Origin of the sequence: Streptomyces sp. NPDC047515 (assembly GCF_040643055.1) — a bacterium.
Classification (GTDB): Bacteria; Actinomycetota; Actinomycetes; order Streptomycetales; family Streptomycetaceae; genus Streptomyces.
The window spans coordinates 248,527-264,265 of sequence record NZ_JBEYTM010000002.1 but is presented as its reverse complement, the minus strand read 5'-3'; the positions used below and the strand labels follow the sequence as shown (position 1 = coordinate 264,265).

13 protein-coding genes, 1 pseudogene and 1 riboswitch are annotated in these 15,739 nt (G+C 69.9%); of the genes and pseudogenes, 7 read left to right on the top strand and 7 right to left on the bottom strand.

The genetic code is table 11. From position 1 onward, the window contains the following. The first annotated feature begins 95 nt into the window (after nt 1-95). The 5 genes and pseudogenes from ABZ826_RS02595 to ABZ826_RS02575 form a co-directional block, all read left to right on the top strand. The gene (locus ABZ826_RS02595) at nt 96-1,556 is read left to right on the top strand and encodes an HD-GYP domain-containing protein (protein WP_361441011.1); all 1,461 of its coding nucleotides are present in this window, start codon (nt 96-98) and stop codon (nt 1,554-1,556) included. Beyond that, a complete protein-coding gene (locus ABZ826_RS02590) occupies nt 1,553-2,821 on the top strand; it encodes a metal-dependent phosphohydrolase (protein WP_361441008.1) in 1,269 nt (422 codons plus the stop codon). Before ABZ826_RS02595 ends, ABZ826_RS02590 begins: the two co-directional genes overlap by 4 nt. 91 nt (nt 2,822-2,912) lie before the next feature. Next, nucleotides 2,913-3,905, top strand: coding sequence for a hypothetical protein (locus tag ABZ826_RS02585; RefSeq protein WP_361441005.1), 993 nt, complete (start codon nt 2,913-2,915; stop codon nt 3,903-3,905). Between the two features lie 105 nt (nt 3,906-4,010). Continuing rightward, nucleotides 4,011-4,649 (top strand): peptide deformylase, encoded by a 639-nt coding sequence (def, locus tag ABZ826_RS02580; protein WP_361441003.1) that lies wholly within the window; start codon nt 4,011-4,013, stop codon nt 4,647-4,649. A gap of 170 nt (nt 4,650-4,819) precedes the next feature. Then, nucleotides 4,820-4,942: pseudogene (locus tag ABZ826_RS02575) on the top strand (peptidase M15); the annotation flags it as partial. Here the strand turns inward: ABZ826_RS02575 and ABZ826_RS02570 are convergent. Both ABZ826_RS02570 and ABZ826_RS02565 read right to left on the bottom strand, forming a co-directional pair. Next, the gene (locus ABZ826_RS02570) at nt 4,893-5,870 is read right to left on the bottom strand and encodes a family 20 glycosylhydrolase (protein ID WP_361441166.1); all 978 of its coding nucleotides are present in this window, start codon (nt 5,868-5,870) and stop codon (nt 4,893-4,895) included. The pseudogene ABZ826_RS02575 and the gene ABZ826_RS02570 overlap by 50 nt on opposite strands. Nucleotides 5,871-5,892: 22 nt before the next feature. Next, nucleotides 5,893-6,867 carry a helix-turn-helix domain-containing protein gene (locus tag ABZ826_RS02565; RefSeq protein ID WP_361441000.1) on the bottom strand — a complete coding sequence of 325 codons (975 nt, stop codon included), beginning with the start codon at nt 6,865-6,867 and terminating at the stop codon, nt 5,893-5,895. A gap of 81 nt (nt 6,868-6,948) precedes the next feature. On the opposite strand from ABZ826_RS02565, the gene ABZ826_RS02560 reads away from it, so the two are divergent. Then, complete coding sequence (locus ABZ826_RS02560) at nt 6,949-7,161, top strand: hypothetical protein (RefSeq protein ID WP_361440997.1); 213 nt, start codon at nt 6,949-6,951, stop codon at nt 7,159-7,161. A gap of 58 nt (nt 7,162-7,219) precedes the next feature. Here ABZ826_RS02560 and ABZ826_RS02555 read toward each other — a convergent pair whose 3' ends face one another. The 5 genes from ABZ826_RS02555 to ABZ826_RS02535 all read right to left on the bottom strand — a co-directional run bounded on the left by ABZ826_RS02555 (nt 7,220) and on the right by ABZ826_RS02535 (nt 14,034). Further along, nucleotides 7,220-8,254, bottom strand: a complete 1,035-nt coding sequence (locus ABZ826_RS02555; RefSeq protein ID WP_361440994.1) for a ribonucleotide-diphosphate reductase subunit beta — start codon at nt 8,252-8,254, stop codon at nt 7,220-7,222. After that, complete coding sequence (locus tag ABZ826_RS02550; protein WP_361440991.1) at nt 8,254-10,665, bottom strand: ribonucleoside-diphosphate reductase subunit alpha; 2,412 nt, start codon at nt 10,663-10,665, stop codon at nt 8,254-8,256. Before ABZ826_RS02550 ends, ABZ826_RS02555 begins: the two co-directional genes overlap by 1 nt. Nucleotides 10,666-10,804: 139 nt before the next feature. Then, nucleotides 10,805-10,940: riboswitch (cobalamin riboswitch) on the bottom strand. 171 nt (nt 10,941-11,111) lie between these two features. Continuing rightward, entirely contained in the window at nt 11,112-12,749 is a 1,638-nt protein-coding gene (gene mctP, locus ABZ826_RS02545) for a monocarboxylate uptake permease MctP (protein WP_361440988.1), read from the bottom strand. Next, entirely contained in the window at nt 12,746-13,000 is a 255-nt protein-coding gene (locus tag ABZ826_RS02540; RefSeq protein ID WP_361440985.1) for a DUF3311 domain-containing protein, read from the bottom strand. The genes mctP and ABZ826_RS02540 overlap by 4 nt, the downstream gene beginning before the upstream one ends. 269 nt (nt 13,001-13,269) lie before the next feature. Beyond that, nucleotides 13,270-14,034, bottom strand: coding sequence for a GntR family transcriptional regulator (locus ABZ826_RS02535; protein ID WP_351078635.1), 765 nt, complete (start codon nt 14,032-14,034; stop codon nt 13,270-13,272). 279 nt (nt 14,035-14,313) lie between these two features. Between ABZ826_RS02535 and ABZ826_RS02530 the strand changes: the two genes are divergently transcribed. Next, a complete protein-coding gene (locus ABZ826_RS02530; RefSeq protein ID WP_361440982.1) occupies nt 14,314-15,597 on the top strand; it encodes an extracellular solute-binding protein in 1,284 nt (427 codons plus the stop codon). The last annotated feature ends 142 nt before the right edge of the window (nt 15,598-15,739 follow it).

The following is a 15,739-nucleotide window of genomic DNA, read 5'->3' as shown; positions in this document are numbered from 1 at the left end:
CCGAATGTGCTAATCGGGCCCATCGCAGCTCGGCGGGACACACAACTCGCTAGCGTGGCGCCTCCATTGACCATGTTGGGGGGCGGGCCGGGCGGGTGGGAGCGACACGCGGGGCGGCGCGCGCGTACGTCCTGGTGGCCGCGGCCGGTGCCCTGCTCTGTGTGCTGCCCGCGCTGCGCACGGGCGCCGGGACCCCCTGGGCCACCGTCGGACTGCTGACCGCGCTCTACCTGGCCTGTGAACTCCCCGGGCGCGGCCCCTTCTTCGGCGGCTCCGTGCCGATCAGAGCCGGATCGTTCTTCCCGCTGCTGCTCGCCGCCGCCTTCCTGCTGCCGCCCGCCGCGGCCGGCCTGGTCGCGATCCCCGGATCGCTCGTCGGCCGGGTGGACGATCCGCCCGTCGCCGCACGGCGGGTCTGGCGGGCCGCGCAGCTCGCCGTCACCGTCGGGGCCGCCTCGTCCGTCCACGGGCTGCTGGGCGGCGCTGCCACGCTCGGCGGGTCCGGCACCGACCGGCTCCCCGACCTCCCGTACGCCCTGCTGCCCGCCTGCGCGGCCGCCCTGGCCTTCAGCCTCGTCCTGGCCGCGCTGGACGGCTCCATCCTGGTCGCGGCCGAACGGCTGCCCGTACGGCGCGCCTGGGACGGGCTGCTGTCCCGCTCGCTGGGACCGCACCTGGTGCACGGACTCGCCGGACTGATGATGGCCGTGCTGTGGCGCGGTCCGTACGGCCCGCTGTCCGCGCTCATCGTCCTGCTGCCGATGTACATCTCCTGCTGGGTCTTCGCCCAGTACCACCGCGAGCATGCCGCCCACCGCGCCACGATCAGGGCACTGGTGCAGGCCGTCGACATCAAGGACGCGTACACCCGAGGTCACAGCGAACGGGTCGGACAGGCCTCCGTCCTCATCGCCCGCGAACTGGGCATGGAACAGGGCCGCCTGGAGGTCCTCCGGTTCGCCGGCATCCTGCACGACGTCGGCAAGCTCGGCGTCCCGACCCGGGTGCTCCGCAAGGACGGACCGCTCACCCCGGAGGAACGGCGGGTGATCGAACTGCATCCGGAGTACGGGCACGAGATCGTCCGCGGCATCGGCTTCCTCGGCGAGGCCCGGGACGCGATCCTGCACCACCACGAACGGCTCGACGGCAGCGGCTACCCGTACGGGCTCAGCGGCCGGGCGATCCCCGAGTTCGCCCGGGTCGTCGCGGTGGCGGACGCCTTCGACGCGATGACGTCGACCCGGTCGTACCGCAGGGGGCGGCCGGTGCCCGCGGCGCTGGCGGAGCTGAAGCGGTGCTCGGGCACGCAGTTCGATCCGCAGATGGTGCGGGCACTGGTGCGCGGGGTGGAACGAGACGGTTGGTCGCCGTCGACCGCGGTGACGGCGGACGAGGTGATGCCGCGGCCACGGAGCGGTCAGGCACCGATGTCCCCGGCACCGGCCCGTCCGCCGCGGCCGGACACGTTGGACGCGACGCCCGGTCCTGAGGCGTCCGCCGACGGCCTCGGGGCGGCCCCCGGTCCGCAGCCGTCCGCGGACCGGCCCGGATGAGCCCGGCCCGCACCCGGCGAAAGGCGCTGCCCCCAGCCGTTCTCGCCGTGCGCGGCGCCGCAGCCGCGCTCGCCGTCGCCGGGCTCGGCCACACCCTCTGGGCCGGTGTCCACGAGCCCGGCCACGCCCTCGCCTTCGGGGTCCTCATCACCGTCGGCGAACTGGCCCGCTGGGGCGCGCTGCCCGGCGAGCGCGAGCCCGCGCCGCTCGGGGCCGCGGGGGCGCTCGCGTACGCCCTGCTCGGCCGCAGCGGCGGCGCGCCCACCGGTCACGGCGCGCTCCAGGTGGTCGCCGTACTCGTCGCGGCACAGCTCGTCGCCTGTGTGCCGCACGTGGCCCGGGGCAGCGGACCCTCGCTCGACCGGGTGGCCCGCCGCATCCTGACCGTCGCGTTCGCCGCCGTGTGCTTCCAGCCGCTGTACAACTCCGGCCGCGTCGCGAGCCGGCTCGGCGAAGGCCCGTACTACGTGCTCTTCCCGCTCCTGCTCCTCGTCCTGACCGCGCTGTGCGACGCCGTGCTCGCCTCGCTGCTGCTGCGCTCGCGCACCCGCCACCCGTACGGGCCGCTGCTCCACGACGAGCTGCGCGCCCTCATCGGCATCGGGTCGGCGGTCTGCGCGACCGGGGTCGTGATGGCGCTCGGGGTCGCCGTCGCCGGGCTGTGGGCGCTGCCCGTCCTGTGCGTCCCGCTGCTGCTGACCCAGGTCTCGTTCCGCCGGTTCGTCGCCGTGCGCACCACCTACCGGCAGACGATCACCTCGCTCGCCCGGTCCACCGAGATCGCCGGGTACACCCCGCACGGCCATGCCCGCAGGGTCGCGACGCTCTGCACCGCCGTCGGCCGTGAGCTGGGGCTCTCCGGACATGAGCTGACCGTGCTGGAGTACGCGGCCCTGATGCACGACATCGGCCAGCTCTCCCTGGTCGATCCGGTCCCGGACGGCGCGACGGCCACCTTGCCCCCCGCCGAGCAGCGCCGCATCGCGCTGCTCGGCGGGGCCGTGGTCCGGCAGACCGGGGTGGACACCGGGGTCGCGGTCGTGGTGGAACGGCAGGCAGACCCCTTCCGCGAGCAGCCGCTGTCCGCCAGGATCGTCAGGGCCGTCAACGCATACGACGACCTCTCCGGGGAAAGTCTCATCGGGCCGCTGGGCGCGATGGAACAACTCAGGCTCGGGACCGGTCGCGACTATCAGCCCGAGGTCGTGGAATCACTGGCGCGGGTCCTGGCGCGGGACGGTCCGGCCCCCGTCCCGCCCGGGTAACCCATGGGTAATGAGCGGGCGTCCGGCCGGGCATGGTTGGATGCGAAGAGGAGCGGAAGACGAGGGTGTCCAGTCGGGACGGGCGGGAATCGTGAGGATCTTCGGGAAGGTACGGCATCGGCCCTCCGCCTCTTGGCGGCAGGCCACGGACCGCGCGTTCACGCTGATCGGCGACGGCCGGTACGAGGACGCGGGCGCACTGCTGACACGTGCGGCGGACCTGGAACCCTGGCTCTCGGAGTCGTGGTTCAACCTGGCGCTGCTGCACAAATTCCGGCATGACTGGGAACAGGCGAGAGCCGCCGGTCTCAGGGCCGTCGCGCTGCTCGACAAGGAGTCCGGGGCTCCCGACTGGTGGAACGTCGGGATCGCCGCCACCGCGTTGCAGGACTGGCCGCTGGCGCGCCGCGCCTGGCAGGCGTACGGCCTGAAGGTGCCGGGCGCGGGCCAGCACACCTCGGCGGCCAACAGCGAGCCCGTCGGCATGGAGCTCGGCAGCGCGGCGGTACGGCTGTCGCCGGAGGGCGAGGCCGAGGTCGTCTGGGGCCGCAGGCTCGATCCGGCCCGGATGGAGGTGCTCTCCATCCCGCTGCCGTCGTCCGGCCGACGCTGGGGAGAGGTCGTCCTGCACGACGGGGTGCCGCACGGCGAGCGGGTCACCGCGGCCGGCCCCGCGTACCCCGTCTTCGACGAGATCGAGCTGTGGGCGCCGTCGCCGGTTCCGACCTGGGTGGTGCTGCTGGAAGCGGCCACCGAGGCGGACCGGGACGCGCTGGAGCAGCTGGCGTCCGACGCCGGCTTCGCCGCCGAGGACTGGTCGTCCTCCGTGCGGCTGCTCTGCCGGGCCTGTTCGGAGAGCCGGATGGAGAGCGACGAGGGCGACGGCGAGCACCTGGACCCGCACGACCACAGCGAGCCGGGGCATCCGGGCCCGCTGGGGCACCGCACCGCCGGTGAGCTGTGGGTGCCCGAGCGCGAGTGCGGGATAGCGGCACCGGTCGGGCTGGTGCGTGGACTGCTGGACGGCTGGGTGGCGGACAGCCCGGACAGCCGTGAGTGGCGGGATCTCGAAGAAGTCTGCTGACCGGTGCCCGTAGGCTGTACGGGCACCGATGGCGGTGCTCGGGTGTCCGGCCCCGGATCTGTCGGATGCCCCGGTTTCAGGTTTTGAGGAAGGCGTACGGCGGACATGGCGCAGCAGGAGACGGACGAGCAGATCAGCCTCGACGACGAAGGATTCGTCGTGGACACGGAGGACTGCGAGGCGCGTGAGGCGGCACATCGCGAGCGCGGCACCTCCCGTCCGATCACGGTCGTGGGCAACCCGGTGCTGCACAAGGAGTGCCGGGACGTCACCGAGTTCGACGACGAGCTGGCCCGGTTGATCGACGACATGTTCGCCAGCCAGCGGACGGCGGAGGGCGTGGGCCTGGCCGCCAACCAGATCGGCGTCGACCTGAAGGTCTTCGTCTACGACTGCCCGGACGACGACGGCGTGCGGCACGTGGGAGCCGTCTGCAACCCGGTGCTCGAAGAGCTGGCGCCCGAGGACCGGATCCTGGACGACTCCAACGAGGGCTGCCTCTCCGTCCCGACGGCGTACGCCTCGCTGGCCCGCCCGGACTACGCGGTGGTCCGCGGACAGGACGCCAAGGGCAACCCGGTCAAGATCCGCGGCAACGGCTACTTCGCCCGCTGCCTCCAGCACGAGACGGACCACCTGTACGGATACCTGTACATCGACCGGCTCTCGAAGCGGGACCGCAAGGACGCCCTGCGGCAGATGGCGGAGAACACGCCGCGCTACGAGATCGTGCCGAACGACTGACGTCCGGCTGTCGCCGAGCGGGCCCGGCATCCCCTTTGCGGGAGGCCGGGCCCGTCGGCCTTCACCCCTCGATCGGCCGTCAACCACCGTTTGTCCATGGGCGGTTGACGCGCGTCGACTCGTCCGACAAGCTCTCTCACCACATCTCCGTCGCGGTAGGGAGCCCTCTCATGCTGAGACGTGCCGCACGACTCCTGCTCGACCTTGTCATGACCATGGCTTTCGCTGGGGGCGGGGCCGTGGTCACCGCCGGCACCGCACAGGCCGACGGCTGCTACACCTGCGCGCGTACGCCGAGTTCATGACCTGCCGGCCCTCGGCGAGCAGCGCGGACGGCTTCTGGATGGCGCCGCCGCCCAGCCAGTGCTCCACGGTGATGTCACGGTTCAGCGGGACGACGCCGTTGCGGCCCGCCAGGCCGTCGTTCCAGATCCGCAGCGAACGGCCCTTGGTCTTCACGTGCTCGTCGACCTGGTTGATGAAGTCGACGAAGAGGTCGTCGGGGGTCGCGCTCGCGCCGAACTTCGCGGTCGCCGCGGTCTGCAGCTGCGGGTAGTCCGGGTAGGAGGAGCCGATCATGTACTCGTCGGCGCCCATGTGCCAGGTGCGGGTGTCCCACACCTTCAGGGCCTCGTCGACCATGGAGGTGTAGTAGGTCAGCGCCTCGGGCCGGGAGATGTCGAGCCGGGGCGGGGAGGCGATACCGTTCCTGTCCTTGAGCTGGAGCTCCGGATGGTTCTCCAGGTAGGTGTCCATGTGGCCGGGGGAGTTGATCTCCGGCACCAGCTCGATGTGGTACTTCTTCGCCAGCGCGACCAGGGTACGGACCTGCGGCTTCGGGTAGTAGCGCCAGAACGCCGACGCCGGGTCGGTGTCGCTCCTGACCTTGGCCTCGATCCACAGCTGGTTGAGCTTCTGGGACGCCATGTCCTTCATCAGCCGCTCGAACCACGGGCTCGAGACGTTGATGTAGCAGGCGCACACTCCGACCCCGCGCTCACAGTACGCGGGCACGTCGGTCGCCGAACCGCGCGCGGCGCGGCCGTCGTCGTTCAGCAGCTGGAGGACGGTCCGCGAACCGTAGGAGACGCCGGTGGAGGTTGCGGCCGTGACCGTGACCCGGTCGCCGACGTCGAGCCGATAGCCCTCCGCGCCCAGCGAACCCCTCAGGGACGGGTCCTGGCGCAGCACGATGTCACCGGTGCGGGCCGCCGCAAGGATCGGACGTCAGATCTGTCAGGGATCACGCCACTTCGGTCATGGCTCCGGGGCCACGGAAGGTGCGGCGATACGCGTTCGGCGTGGTACCCAACGATCGTACGAACTGATGGCGCAGCGCGGCAGCCGTTCCGAAGCCGGTGCGCCCGGCGATCGTGTCCATCGTTTCGTCGGATGTCTCCAGGAGGTGCTGTGCCAGCAGCACCCGCTGACGGAGCAGCCAGCGGTAAGGAGTGGTGCCGGTCTCCTGCTGGAAGCGGCGGGCGAAGGTGCGCGGGGACATGTGCGCCTGGGTGGCGAGCTGTTCCACGGTCATCTCCTGGTCGAGGTGGCGCTCCATCCAGGCCAGGGTTCCGCCGACCGTGTCGCACCGGGTACGGGGCAGCGGCCGCTTGATGTACTGCGCCTGCCCGCCGTCGCGGTGCGGCGGCACCACCATGCGGCGGGCGATGGCGTTGGCGGCATCGGGGCCGTACGCCTGCCGGACCAGATGCAGACAGGCGTCGATCCCGGCCGCCGTGCCCGCCGAGGTGATGACCGGGCCCTCGTCCACGTACAGCACATCGGGTTCGACGACCGCCCGTGGGAAGCGACGAGCCAGTTCGTCGGCATGACGCCAGTGGGTGGTGCAGCGGCGGCCGTCCAGCAGCCCGGCCGCTCCGAGCACATAGGCCCCGGAGCAGACGCTCATCACCCGGGCGCCCCGGTCCACGGCCCTGCGCAGGGCGTCGAGGAGCTCCTCGGGGTAGTCCCGTGCGATGTAGTGGCTGCCGGCCGGCACGGCGATGAGGTCGGCCTCCTCCAGACGGTCGAGGCCGTGCGGCGTACTGATGGTGAATCCGGCGTGGGTCCGCAGCACCGGGCCCTCGGCGGAGACCACGGCGAAATCGTGGACCGGCAGGCCCTCGTCACTGCGGTCGAGCCCGAAGACCTCGCACAGCACGCCCAGCTCGAAGGGATGGACCTCGTCGAGCAACAGGGCGGCAACATTCTTCAGCATGATGCCAGTGTGGCAGTAATTCGATGGTCCATGACAGTCCTGCCACTGCCGGAATCCGCTCGCGCGGACGAGAGTAGAGCCATGAACACATTCCTGAACGTCCTGGGCATAGCGGTACTTTTCGTCCTCGTCCTGCTGCCCACCCTGGCCGGACTCGCCAGGGAGCGCCGCATCGACCGCGCACTGCGGGAGGCGGAACGGGCGCGGGGGGACGCGCCCCCGGAAACGACGGGCGCCGCGCAACCGGTCACGGTCGCGCGGCGCCCCTACCTCAGAAGCTGGGCCAGGATCTAGGGGTATTTCATCTGGATCACGCCGGGCTTGCCGATCCGGCCCGATCCAACCGAAAGACCTAGAAGTCGTCGTCGAACGCGACCGAGCCCTCCACCGCCACCTGATAGGCCGACGGCCGGCGCTCGAAGAAGTTCGTCAGCTCCTGCACGCCCTGCAACTCCATGAACGAGAACGGGTTCTCGGAGCCGTAGACCGCCGGGAAGCCCAGCCGCGTGAGCCGCTGGTCGGCCACGCACTCCAGGTACTGCCGCATCGACTCCGTGTTCATGCCCGGCAGACCGTCACCGCACAGATCACGGCCGAACTGCAGCTCGGCCGCCACGGCCTCCTTCAGCATGTCGGTGACCTGCTGCTGGAGCTCGTCGTCGAAGAGGTCGGGCTCCTCCTTGCGGACGGTGTCCACGACCTCGAACGCGAAGTTCATGTGCATCGTCTCGTCACGGAAGACCCAGTTGGTGCCCGTGGCGAGACCGTGCAGCAGACCCCGCGAGCGGAACCAGTAGACGTACGCGAACGCGCCGTAGAAGAACAGCCCCTCGATGCACGCCGCGAAGCAGATCAGGTTCAGCAGGAAGCGACGGCGGTCGGCCTTCGTCTCCAGCCGCTCGATCTTCTCGACCGAATCCATCCACTTGAAGCAGAACTGCGCCTTCTCGCGGATGGACGGGATCTCCTCGACCGCGTCGAACGCGGCGGCACGGTCGTCCGGATCGGGCAGATAGGTGTCCAGCAGCGTCAGATAGAACTGGACGTGCACAGCCTCCTCGAAGAGCTGCCGCGAGAGATACAGCCGCGCCTCGGGGGAGTTGATGTGCTTGTACAGCGTCAGTACGAGGTTGTTGGAGACGATCGAGTCACCCGTCGCGAAGAACGCGACGAGCCGGCCGATCATGTGCTGCTCGCCGGGGGAGAGCTTCGCGAGGTCGGCGACGTCGGAGTGGAGATCGACCTCCTCCACCGTCCAGGTGTTCTTGATCGCGTCGCGGTAGCGCTCGTAGAAGTCCGGGTAGCGCATGGGCCGCAGGGTCAGTTCGAAACCCGGGTCGAGCAGGTTCTTGACGAGCGCGGACTTCTCGGAGTTGGTGGAGCTCATTACTGACAGGCCTCGCAGGACTCGGGGTTCTCCAGGGAGCAGGCGATCGCGTCGGCGTCGGGCGTCGAAGCCTGCTGTACGGGGATGGGGGCGCTGGCCGCGGTCCGGCCGGAGGCCGCACGGGCGATCCGGGTCGCCGGGCGCGAGCGCAGGTAGTACGTCGTCTTCAGCCCCTGCTTCCAGGCGTACGCGTACATCGAGGAGAGCTTGCCGATCGTCGGCGTCTCCATGAAGAGGTTCAGCGACTGGCTCTGGTCGAGGAACGGCGTACGGGCCGCCGCCATGTCGATCAGTCCGCGCTGCGGGATCTCCCACGCCGTGCGGTACAGCGCCCGCACGTCCTCAGGGATCCAGGCGAAGCCCTGCACGGAGCCGCTCGCGTCGCGCAGTGCCTCGCGGGTCCGCGCGTCCCAGACGCCGAGCTGCTTCAGCTCCTCCACCAGATACGCGTTGACCTGGAGGAACTCACCGCTGAGCGTCTCGCGCTTGAAGAGGTTGGAGACCTGCGGCTCGATGCACTCGTACACACCCGCGATCGAGGCGATCGTCGCCGTGGGCGCGATGGCGAGCAGCAGCGAATTGCGCATGCCGCTCTTCGCGACGCGGGCGCGCAGCGCGTCCCAGCGCTCCGGCCAGTTCAGCTCCGTGTCGTAGTGGTCGGGGTGCAGCACCCCGCGCGCGGCACGCGTCTCGGCCCAGGCCGGCAGCGGGCCCGACCGCTCGGCGAGCTCGCAGGACGCCTCGTACGCCGCGAGCATGATCCGCTCGGAGATCTTCGTGGAGAGAGCGCGCGCCTCGGGGGAGTCGAACGGCAGCCGCAGCTGGAAGAAGACGTCCTGCAGACCCATCGCGCCCAGGCCGACCGGGCGCCACTTCGCGTTGGAGCGGCCGGCCTGCTCGGTCGGGTAGAAGTTGATGTCGACGACCCGGTCGAGGAAGGTCACGGCGGTCCGGACGGTGGCGTCCAGCCGCTCCCAGTCGATGGTGCCCTCGGCGACGAACGCGCCGAGGTTGACCGAACCCAGGTTGCAGACGGCCGTCTCGCCGTCATCGGTGACTTCGAGGATCTCGGTGCACAGATTCGAGGAGTGGACGACGCGGCCCGGCTCGGCGGTCTGGTTCGCGGTCCGGTTGGAAGCGTCCTTGAACGTCATCCAGCCCTGGCCGGTCTGCGCGAGGGTACGCATCATCCGGCCGTACAGCTCGCGGGCCGGCATCGACTTGCGGGCCAGCCCCTTGGCCTCGGCGGCCCGGTACGCGGCGTCGAAGTCGTCGCCCCACAGGTCGACCAGCTCGGGCACGTCCGCGGGCGAGAACAGCGACCACTCGCCGTCCGCGTCGACCCGGCGCATGAACTCGTCCGGGATCCAGTGCGCCAGGTTGAGGTTGTGCGTACGCCGCTGGTCCTCGCCCGTGTTGTCGCGCAGCTCCAGGAACTCCTCGATGTCCGCGTGCCAGGTCTCCAGGTAGACGGCGGCGGCGCCCTTGCGGCGGCCCCCCTGGTTGACCGCGGCGACGGAGGCGTCGAGCGTCTTCAGGAACGGCACGATGCCGTTGGAGTGCCCGTTGGTACCGCGGATCAGCGAACCGCGGGCGCGGACGCGGGAGTACGAGAGCCCGATGCCGCCCGCGTGCTTCGAGAGCCGCGCCACCTGGTGGTAGCGGTCGTAGATCGAGTCGAGCTCGTCGAGCGGGGAGTCCAGCAGGTAGCAGGAGGACATCTGCGGGTGCCGGGTACCGGAGTTGAACAGGGTCGGCGAGGAGGGCAGATAGTCGAGCCGGCTCATCAGCCCGTACAGCGCGGCCACTTCGTCCAGAGCGCGCCGCGAACCGTTCTCGGCGAGCCCGGCCGCGACCCGCAGCATGAAGTGCTGGGGCGTCTCGATGACCTGGCGGGTGTGCGGGTGGCGCAGCAGATAGCGGCTGTGCAGGGTCCGCAGCCCGAAGTAGCCGAACCGGTCGTCGGCGCCGGCGGCGAGCGAGCGTTCCACCAGCGCGTCGAGGGCGTCCGCGTGCAGCGCGACGAACTCGGCGGTACGGTCCGCGATCAGGCCCTCGTGGTGTCCGACGGCGACGGACGCGGAGAAGGAGACCGCGCCCTGGCCGGCCGCCTCGTCCGCGATGGCGTGGGTCAGGAGCCTGGCGGCGAGCCGGGAGTAGGCGGGGTCCTCGGAGATCAGCCCCGCGGCGGCCTCGGTGGCCAGCGAGCGCAGCTCGGCCTCGTCCGACCGGGCGCTGCGTCCGCGCAGCGCGGCGGCGGCGACACGACCGGGGTCGGTGTCGGGCAGATCGACGGTGAGGTCGGTCAGGGTCCGCAGCAGTGCGGTCCCCGGTCCGTCGTGTGCGGTCCCCTCGGACTCGGCCGCTTCGGACACGGCGACTGAAGCCGGATCGGCTGGCGCGATGGTCACGTGATGCTCTCCCTCGCTCGGCTCGGGGCCGGCGGGGAACGGGGGGCAGCCGGGCAGAGGCGGGCCCGAGCGGGGCAGCACTCCGTACGGCGTCCACCGGCCCATCCGCGAGGCCCGGACGTCTGGCATCCGGTTCGGTCGAGCCGGATGCGCTGTCGGCAGGTCCTCGGACTTACTCGGGGGTGCGCAAAAGCGCACCGAACACACCGTTGCGGGACAGTTCCGGATTCGCACCGGATTCCCCTGCGGCGACAGCGAGCATGAGCATACATGTGGGGGCCGCCCGATGAGGCAGCCCCCACATGTTGTGTCGGCCGACTCGGGTCAAGCCCACAGAACGAGCTGTGCGGCCCTCTCCGGGGCCGTCCGGCCCCATCCGCAGGGACGGCCCGCCGCGCCCCGCAGAAGGGGGCTCGACGGGCCGTCGGCCGGTGTCGGAGCGGTCGTCAGTGGCCGCCGCCCGGCGCTCCGGCCGTGGCCGGCGGGAGCTCCACCTGGACGTCCGGGTCGCCCGCGTCGGCCGTGTAGTCGCCCGGGGCGGTCTCGTCGATTCCGGCGGGTGCCTTCACGGCGTTCAGGACGAAGGTGAGCACCACCGTCACGATCACGTTCAGCACGAACGCCGTCAGACCGATGTAGCCGATCTCGCCGATGCCGGGAATCTCCTTGGACGAACCGCCGAAGTGCGCTTGGGTCGGGCTGGCGACCCCGTACGCGGCCACCGTGCCATACACCATGCCGACCGCCCAGCCCGCGAGCAGCGCCCAGCGGTGGAACCACCGGGTGAACAGGCCGCCGACCAGGGCCGGCATCGTCTGGAGGATCCAGATCCCGCCGAGCAGCTGGAAGTTGATCGCGACCGTCTTGTCCATGGTCAGGACGAAGGCGAGCGCGCCGACCTTCACCAGCAGGGACACCAGCTTGGAGACCTTGGTCTCCTGCTCCGGGGTGGCGTCCGGCTTCAGGAAGTCCTTGTAGATGTTGCGGGTGAAGAGATTCGCGGCGGCGATCGACATGATCGCGGCGGGCACCAGGGCGCCGATGCCGATGGCGGCGAACGCGACGCCCGCGAACCAGTCGGGGAACATGTTCTCGAACAGCTGGGGGATGGCCAACTGCCCGTTGTCCACCTTGATCCCGGCGGCGATGGCCATGAAGCCGAGCAGCGCGAGCAGGCCCAGCATCAGCGAGTACAGCGGCAGGATCGTGGTGTTGCGCCGGATCACATTGCGGCTGCGGCTGGAGAGCGTCGCCGTGATCGAGTGCGGATACATGAAGAGCGCGAGCGCCGAGCCCAACGCCAGGGTGGCGTAACCCCAGTGGCCCGCCTCGCCCGGCGCGAGCGCGCCGTGCGGTTTGCCGGTCTTCGGGTTGGTCTGCGAGAGCGCCTCGCCCGCCTTGGCGAAGATGTCGTGGAAGCCGCCGAGCTTGATCGGGATGTAGATGATCGCCACCGCGATGACGAGGTAGATCAGCCCGTCCTTGACGAACGCGATCAGCGCGGGCGCCCGCAGACCGGACGAGTAGGTGTACGCGGCGAGCACCGCGAACGCGATCAGCAGCGGCAGGTCCTTGATGAACCAGTGGGTGTTCTCGCCGCCGCCGACGCCCATCACGTCCAGCACCGCCTGGATGCCGACGAGTTGGAGGGCGATGTACGGCATCGTGGCGAGGATGCCCGTGACGGCGACCGCCAGCGACAGCCCCTTCGAGCCGAAGCGTCCGCGGACGAAGTCCGAGGTGGTGACGTACCCGTGCTTGTGCGAGACCGACCACAGCCGCGGCAGGAAGGTGAAGATCAGCGGGTACACGAGGATCGTGTACGGCACGGCGAAGAAGCCTGCCGCGCCCGCCGTGTAGATCAGCGCGGGCACGGCGACGAAGGTGTACGCGGTGTACAGGTCGCCGCCGAGCAGGAACCAGGTGACCCAGGTGCCGAACGACCGTCCGCCCAGGCCCCATTCGTCGAGGCTGGCCTCGTTCTCGGCCTTGCGCCAGCGCGCCGCCAGGAAGCCCATGACCGTGACGGCCAGGAAGAAGAAGATGAAGACGCCGAGCGCGACGCCGTTCACGCCGTCCTTCATGCCGACGCACCCCCCTTGCGGGCGCGCTGGTCACGCTGCCACAGCTTGTACGCGATCATCGTGAGCGCGGTGGAGATCAGCACCCAGAGCATCTGGTACCAGTAGAAGAACGGGATGCCGATGAAGGTGGGGTCCACCTTCGCGTACGAACTCACCCAGAGCATCGCCACGAACGGCGCGACGAGACAGAGGGCGATGACCACCCGCACCGGCGTGATGGTGGGCGGTTTTCCTTCAGGGTCTGCTGGCATGCGGCGACTCCGTCCCCTCGCTGAGCACCTGGTGTAATGCGCAGGAAATCTAGGGGAGGCTTCCGGTCACCGTCACCCCCTGTCCGCATTGCGGTCCGGCAACGGTCCCGCGAACGGGATCGAATGTTCGGAATGTTGCCAAACATGCGAGAGTCGGCCCCTGCGGAGGCAGGCGAACGGCCCCCGTGGAGTGATGCGGTCCACGGGGGCCGTTGACGGCCGGGTGTGCGAGTGCGCGGGCCGGGATCAGCCGGCCGCCGCGTCCGGGGTCAGTCCGTCGGCCGCTTCAGACGTGCCACGAACTTGTACCGGTCGCCGCGGTAGACCGAGCGCACCCACTCCACCGGCTCGCCCTGCCCGTCCAGCGAGTGCCGGGACAGCATCAGCATCGGCAGGCCCACGTCCGTACCGAGCAGACCGGCCTCGCGCGGGGTGGCGAGCGAGGTCTCGATGGTCTCCTCGGCCTCGGCCAGCCGGACGTCGTACACCTCGGCCAGTGCGGTGTAGAGCGAGGTGTACTTCACCAGCGAACGGCGCAGCGCGGGAAAGCGTTTGGCCGAAAGATGCGTGGTCTCGATCGCCATCGGCTCCCCGCTGGCGAGCCGCAGCCGCTCGATCCGCAGCACGCGGCCACCGGCCGTGATGTCGAGCAGTCCGGCGAGCGTGTCGTCGGCCGTGACATAGCCGATGTCCAGCAGCTGGGACGTTGGTTCCAGCCCCTGGGCGCGCATGTCCTCGGTGTACGAGGTGAGTTGCAGGGCCTGCGAGACCTTCGGCTTGGCGACGAAGGTGCCCTTGCCCTGGATGCGCTCCAGCCGGCCCTCGACGACCAGTTCCTGGAGCGCCTGGCGCACGGTGGTGCGCGAGGTGTCGAACTCGGCGGCCAGGGTTCGTTCCGGTGGCACAGGGGTGCCCGGCGGCATGGTGTCCGTCATGTCGAGGAGATGTCGCTTCAGCCGGTAGTACTTCGGGACGCGTGCCGTCCGCGTGGCCGCGCCCGTCTCGTTCTCCGTACTGCCCCCGTCGGCACCCATGGCCCGCCTTCCCGACTGCTGCGTTGCTGCCGTCACCGGCTCCTCCGTCTGTCGCGGCTCACATGGTGGCACGGTCCGGTCACGGCTCGTCGCCCTCCCTTAGGTGTCGGTCCTATAACGGACGCGAGTGCACTTCTTATACACCCTTGACACCCCTAAAGGTCTAGGCCAAGCTCCCGGTGCTGGTCTAAACCATTAAAGACCAGGTCCAGCCCCAGCAGTACTCGTCGAATGTCTTCGCGGTGGGCGGGGTTGCAGTTTCCCTGAGGAGGGTTTGGCGTGAAGCGCAAGCTCATCGCGGCGATCGGCGTCGCGGGCATGATGATCGGCCTTGCGGCGTGTGGGTCCGACGACGGCGGCGACAGCGGCAAGAAGGCCGGTCCGGACGCGTACAAGGGCCAGACCCTGACCGTGTGGACGATGTCCGGCTCGAACCCGGACGGGTGGACCAAGACGGTCACCGAGGAGTTCGAGAAGAAGACCAAGGCCAAGCTGAAGATCGAAGTCCAGGACTGGAACGGCATTCAGCAGAAGGTCACCACGGCCCTCTCCGAGTCCAACCCGCCGGACGTCCTGGAGATCGGCAACACCCAGACCCCGGCGTATGCCAAGACCGGCGGCCTCGCCGACCTCGGTGACCTCAAGAAGGAGATCGGCTCCGCCTGGGCCGACGGCGTCAACCAGCCCTCCGTCTACGACGGCAAGCAGTACGCCCTGCCGTGGTACGTGGGCAACCGCGTCGTCATGTACAACAAGAAGGTCTTCAAGGACGCCGGTATCACCGAGACTCCGAAGACCCGTGCCGACCTCTTCAAGGCGTTCGACGCCATCAAGGAGAAGGGCAAGGCCGAGCCGATCTACCTGCCCGGCCAGAACTGGTACTTCTTCGACGGTCTGCTCGTCGGCAAGGACGTCTCGCCGGTCAAGAAGGAAGGCGACAAGTACGTCTCCAACCTGGCCGACCCGAAGGTCGCCGAGGCCATGGACGTCTACAAGCAGTACCAGGCCTACTCCAAGGCGCCCAAGGACAAGGACGAGGCCACCCCGCAGCAGGCCGAGGTCTTCGCCAAGGGCAAGACCGGCGCCATCATCGCCATGGGCTACGAGGCCGGCACCGCCATCAAGGCCAACCCGAAGCTCAAGGACGACATCGGCTTCTTCACCATCCCCGGTGAGACGGCGGACAAGCCCGAGGGCGTCTTCCTCGGTGGCTCCAACCTCGCCGTGGCCGCGGGCAGCAAGAAGCAGGACCTGGCCAAGGAATTCCTGAAGATCGCGCTCTCCGAGCAGAACGACGGCGCGCTCATCAAGGAGGCCGGCTGGTCCCCGAAGAACGACGCGATGCAGAAGTACACCGTGGGCCAGCCCGCAGCCGAGGCCGCCGGTCCGGCCGCCGCCAAGTCCGGTGGCACCACGCCGCTGATCCCGGAGTGGGCGCCGGTCGAGAATCCGCCGAACCCGATCAAGACCTACATGACGCTGGTCCTGCAGGGCAAGTCGCCCGCCGACGCCGCCAAGCAGGTCGAGGGCGAGCTCAACAAGCGCCTCAGCCAGCAGCAGTAGCCGCAGTAGCGCGTCCCGCGCCGGGGCGGCGGGTCCCGACCCGCCGCCCCGGTCGTACGCACCGTTCCGTGTAGGGCTTTGTTGGAAGAGATGGCGAGCATGGCAGTGCAAACCGATCCCACGGAGGTGGCCCGGACGGCCG

Bases quoted from the DNA above. Each gene is read 5' to 3' on its own strand.
- ABZ826_RS02560 (WP_361440997.1), top strand. From the start codon at position 6,949: ATGAACACATTCCTGAACGTCCTGGGCATAGCGGTACTTTTCGTCCTC.
- mctP (WP_361440988.1), bottom strand. From the start codon at position 12,749: ATGAAGGACGGCGTGAACGGCGTCGCGCTCGGCGTCTTCATCTTCTTC.
- ABZ826_RS02540 (WP_361440985.1), bottom strand. From the start codon at position 13,000: ATGCCAGCAGACCCTGAAGGAAAACCGCCCACCATCACGCCGGTGCGG.
- ABZ826_RS02535 (WP_351078635.1), bottom strand. From the start codon at position 14,034: ATGGGTGCCGACGGGGGCAGTACGGAGAACGAGACGGGCGCGGCCACG.
- ABZ826_RS02590 (WP_361441008.1), top strand. From the start codon at position 1,553: ATGAGCCCGGCCCGCACCCGGCGAAAGGCGCTGCCCCCAGCCGTTCTC.
- def (WP_361441003.1), top strand. From the start codon at position 4,011: ATGGCGCAGCAGGAGACGGACGAGCAGATCAGCCTCGACGACGAAGGA.
- ABZ826_RS02565 (WP_361441000.1), bottom strand. From the start codon at position 6,867: ATGCTGAAGAATGTTGCCGCCCTGTTGCTCGACGAGGTCCATCCCTTC.
- ABZ826_RS02555 (WP_361440994.1), bottom strand. From the start codon at position 8,254: ATGAGCTCCACCAACTCCGAGAAGTCCGCGCTCGTCAAGAACCTGCTC.